This is a genomic window from Endozoicomonas sp., assembly GCF_051008435.1.
Taxonomy (GTDB): domain Bacteria; phylum Pseudomonadota; class Gammaproteobacteria; order Pseudomonadales; family Endozoicomonadaceae; genus Endozoicomonas_A.
The window spans coordinates 1-3,662 of record NZ_JBPCXO010000492.1; the positions used below are offsets into that span (position 1 = coordinate 1).

Here is a 3,662-nt window from a genome sequence, read left to right on the forward strand (position 1 = left end):
GCTTTAAGGGCACCTGGTTGCCGCAACACGGGGAGCCACCGAAGGCGACAGAGTATCCTGCTGACGTACCGGTAGAAGCGGGTGTTTACCCACTCCCAGAAGATAAGGGCTTGCCGATCCACTTCAACCGGGATGCCGACCAGCGACAGGGCCTGATTCTAGAGCATCCGGGTACCGGTGAAAGGGTGTTGGTGTATTATTCAACAGGGTTTGAGGACAAGATCAAGGAAGCACTCAATTCAGACAATGAGGGCACAAGGCTAGAGGGTGAAGTGGCCAAGGCAGTTAATGAAGTTGGGTCGTTGGTTGATTTCAACAAGACCATCAGGCCCGATGGAACAGCATTCGGATTAAGAGAAATTGATGTTGAAACACCCAATTACATCGTTGAGGTCACAAACTCCAAAGGGTCAATTAACAAGGGTAAACAGCTGGAAGCTTATATCAATGACAAGCGAGTGAACCCGACAGGTAAGAAAGTTATTTTATTTGCGCCCCATGCAAGGCCGCAGCAAATAAAGGCATTTGAAAAAGTAGGGGCAGAGGTTATAACAACCATTGAAACGTTACTAGAACTGGATTTATAAAGGATAAAGTCATGAGCGATTCAGCATTAATTATTAGTTCAGAGCGTATCACGCAGGAAGAGCTGGAAGAGTTTACCCACTCGCTAAATGGTTATTTTCATGAGGAATGGTGCTATGTCAGTGAAGGCGAAGGGTGGGTCGGGTTTGTAATCTCCGATTTCTATCTTGAAGAACCGGATTTCTTTGAAGAATCAGAATTAGCTGAATTCCGTGAGGCGTTGGACGGCGAGCCGATTCAAACCTATTTGGAATTGAATTTCAGTAGCCAAGGCCAGAGCCGTCATTTGGCTGACTGGTTGGTCACAAGGATGGGCGAGCGGTGGCTCATTATTTATGACGACCCAGAGGAAAACGTTCTTACCCATGAACAAGTTGCTAACCGTTATCGTTTAATGGGAGAACCCGCATTAAGGACAGGATCATGAAGTAAGGAATAGTCCCGAAATAACTTCCTGATTTCCATGCAGCTGTTAATTGAGGATAACAGGCTCAGCAACATAAAGTATAGGAAGTTACCTTGAGCCACAGGGCGATCTCATTTGGCACTAACCACCTCTGAATTTGCAGATTTTCAAGGTCATATACAAGCTGAAAATACTTCTGGACTGCTCTCTGATAAAGGCAATAACTCACTGTTATGCCTTGGTTTAACAGGCTTTCAGAGAAAGCAAACCACTCAGTTTTTCTGAGTGCAAAAATCTGGCTGTAGGCACCGAATTTAAAGGGTTAGTACCAAATGAGATCGCCCTGCCTTGAGCCATTATTCTCCAGCCATCGCCATTCAAATGATTCTTTTCTATAACACTCTCAACGAGCGTTATCGTAGACGTTACGCTCCTGTTGAGGCTGTTAAGCTTGGGCACGGAGGTATTGCGTTCATCTCTGAGTTATTGGGCTGTGTCCCGAAAACCATAAGTCGTGGAATTGCTGAGATGGAGTCAGAAGAGCAACCGAACTCTACCTGCCAGAGAAAAAAAGGGGCAGACGAAAACCCCTGATTGAGAAGAACTCACAGCTCATTGATCACTTTCATTGGGTTTTGCGTGATCACACTGCTGGAGATCCGATGCGCCAAGAGGTAAAGTGAACTAACCTTTCCCGACGTAAGATTTCCAACAAGCTCGCGCCCCTTGGTACACCTGCCAGTAAGAATATTGTTTCACGTCTGCTTTATGAGAATGCACTACCGTCGTCGTAAGCTACAAAAAAAGCGAACCATGGGTCAGAATGCTGATCGCAATGCTCAGTTTGAAAACATTAGCCGTTTAAAAAAAGAGTATCTTGATGCGGGCAAATCGGTGATCAGTATCGATACTCGGAGGATGGAAAGTTTCAGGAGCCATGATTTTGTCGGTGGCTCCCCCGGATAACGATTTCCTCAGAAGCGAGCTGCGAAAAGACACCGAGCCGCAGTCGTATTGTCAGGCAGGCAGCTGCGCTGGCGACTTTGAACTGAACTACGATGGTTCTTTATTGGCTGCCTCAACCTTTGCAGCCACATTACCAGAGGCGAGTTGGTCAGAATTAACGGGGAAACTGATTAAACCCTTTAGCGTGAATCCCGGCTTCTTCGTGATGGGGTTGCTGTTTTCGCCTGAAAGCACCTCGGCTCTTGCTGATCGAAAATTAGTCCAGGAAACCCTCACCTACCAGAGTGACAACGAGCACGGGCAACCGTCTACACCGACAGCCTGGGCAAGCGGCTGGAGGTGGTTGTAATGGACAGGGACAGTTTTACCCTGCCGAATGGCTTTAAGGGCACCTGGTTGCCGCAACACGGGGAGCCACCGAAGGCGACAGAGTATCCTGCTGACGTACCGGTAGAAGCGGGTGTTTACCCACTCCCAGAAGATAAGGGCTTGCCGATCCACTTCAGCCGGGAAGCCGACCAGCGACAGGGGCTGATTCTGGAGCATCCGGGTACCGGTGAAAGGGTGTTGGTTTATTATTCCCAGATCGACGGGCTAAGCGTTGATCACGATGGGAAAGTGATTCTTGATATGTTCGGCGGGAAACATTCCATGAACCCCGGTGCAATCAACTTGGATACAAGGGCTGAATCAGGGATCAGGGGTTCAGCAATCGATTTGCCCGTCAAGACGAACTCGGTTGATGAGATAGTCACCAATAACCCTTACATTCCCAAGGAGCATAGCAGGACAGATAGTATAATGGACTGGTTGCCAGAGGCGGCCAGAGTATTGAAGCCCTGTGGTGAAATAACCATTAATGCCTATGGATCAAATAAATATGGCAAACTACCTGATCTTGAAGTATTGGAGTCTTTAAATCTGGAAGTGGTAGCGAAAAAAATACCATTGTTGGAAAGATATAGGGCTCAGGGTTTTCATGATAGTGATGGAGGTGATTTGGATAAAGACAAGATGAAAAGCACTGTCCTTAGAAAGAGAGGAACTACAGAATGATTATTTATAGAGAAAATTTTGATGAATTCCATGTTTGTGAAAGCACTTATGGCAGACCCATAAAGAATGGTAGTGACTTATTAGTGCCAGCTATTAAGCTGTTTTTAACTGGCAACCATCCAGCGGGACAGTATGGTGACATAGCTACTGGAACCATGCGTTTCAAGAATGTGGTCAGCTCAACAAGAGACATTTCAGAGTATGTAGGAGACCCAAGGAGAGGCGGCAAGGGTTATTTTAAACCTTCTGAGGATGTTGATGATGGGCCTTTTGATCTGACTGACAATGATATTCATATGAACGAGTATTTGATTGAAGGGAAGTTCAGTGATCCGCATACATGTATTGGAGACTGGATAATCAAGGCTGAGTCTTTCGAGTTTGAATGCGTTGGTATTTATGATCTGAAGCTAATTCCAGGAGGATGCGAGTATTTGAATTACCGGACGATTGAAGACGCCATAAAGCAGGCCGCTACAGGATAGGCACTCATGGCCGCCGTAGCCGCCCAGGCAGCGGGAGGGAAACCGGGGCAGAAATAGGCCAGGCTCAGGAGCACTATAACCGGCAACTGCATCCGGATGAAACCAGCCAGCTGTGGCAAAAAATCGAAGGCAAGACCCTGGATGCACAACAACGATACAAGGCG

General features: G+C 47.0%; 8 protein-coding genes. 7 read left to right on the top strand and 1 reads right to left on the bottom strand.

What is annotated here, in order from left to right; translation table 11 throughout:
- From ACR2PX_RS24580 to ACR2PX_RS24610, 7 genes are all read left to right on the top strand, one after another.
- A partial coding sequence (locus tag ACR2PX_RS24580) for a hypothetical protein (protein WP_434001991.1) occupies window positions 1-587 on the top strand: 587 nt, incomplete at its 5' end.
- 11 nt (window positions 588-598) lie between these two features.
- Complete coding sequence (locus tag ACR2PX_RS24585) at window positions 599-1,012, top strand: hypothetical protein (RefSeq protein ID WP_434001992.1); 414 nt, start codon at window positions 599-601, stop codon at window positions 1,010-1,012.
- A 327-nt stretch (window positions 1,013-1,339) separates the two neighbouring features.
- Window positions 1,340-1,585, top strand: a complete 246-nt coding sequence (locus ACR2PX_RS24590; protein WP_434001993.1) for a hypothetical protein — start codon at window positions 1,340-1,342, stop codon at window positions 1,583-1,585.
- A gap of 174 nt (window positions 1,586-1,759) precedes the next feature.
- A complete protein-coding gene (locus ACR2PX_RS24595) occupies window positions 1,760-1,957 on the top strand; it encodes an ISAzo13-like element transposase-related protein (protein ID WP_434001994.1) in 198 nt (65 codons plus the stop codon).
- On the top strand, window positions 1,935-2,306 hold the full coding sequence (locus ACR2PX_RS24600) for a hypothetical protein (RefSeq protein ID WP_434001995.1): 372 nt from the start codon (window positions 1,935-1,937) through the stop codon (window positions 2,304-2,306). Before ACR2PX_RS24595 ends, ACR2PX_RS24600 begins: the two co-directional genes overlap by 23 nt.
- Window positions 2,306-3,013, top strand: coding sequence for a hypothetical protein (locus ACR2PX_RS24605; RefSeq protein WP_434001996.1), 708 nt, complete (start codon window positions 2,306-2,308; stop codon window positions 3,011-3,013). Before ACR2PX_RS24600 ends, ACR2PX_RS24605 begins: the two co-directional genes overlap by 1 nt.
- Complete coding sequence (locus ACR2PX_RS24610; protein ID WP_434001997.1) at window positions 3,010-3,498, top strand: hypothetical protein; 489 nt, start codon at window positions 3,010-3,012, stop codon at window positions 3,496-3,498. The genes ACR2PX_RS24605 and ACR2PX_RS24610 overlap by 4 nt, the downstream gene beginning before the upstream one ends.
- Here the strand turns inward: ACR2PX_RS24610 and ACR2PX_RS24615 are convergent.
- On the bottom strand, window positions 3,453-3,662 hold a 210-nt coding region (locus ACR2PX_RS24615), incomplete at its 5' end, for a hypothetical protein (RefSeq protein WP_434001998.1). The two genes, ACR2PX_RS24610 and ACR2PX_RS24615, sit on opposite strands and share 46 nt — an antisense overlap.

Bases quoted from the DNA above. Each gene is read 5' to 3' on its own strand.
- ACR2PX_RS24585 (WP_434001992.1), top strand. From the start codon at position 599: ATGAGCGATTCAGCATTAATTATTAGTTCAGAGCGTATCACGCAGGAA.
- ACR2PX_RS24595 (WP_434001994.1), top strand. From the start codon at position 1,760: ATGAGAATGCACTACCGTCGTCGTAAGCTACAAAAAAAGCGAACCATG.
- ACR2PX_RS24605 (WP_434001996.1), top strand. From the start codon at position 2,306: ATGGACAGGGACAGTTTTACCCTGCCGAATGGCTTTAAGGGCACCTGG.
- ACR2PX_RS24610 (WP_434001997.1), top strand. From the start codon at position 3,010: ATGATTATTTATAGAGAAAATTTTGATGAATTCCATGTTTGTGAAAGC.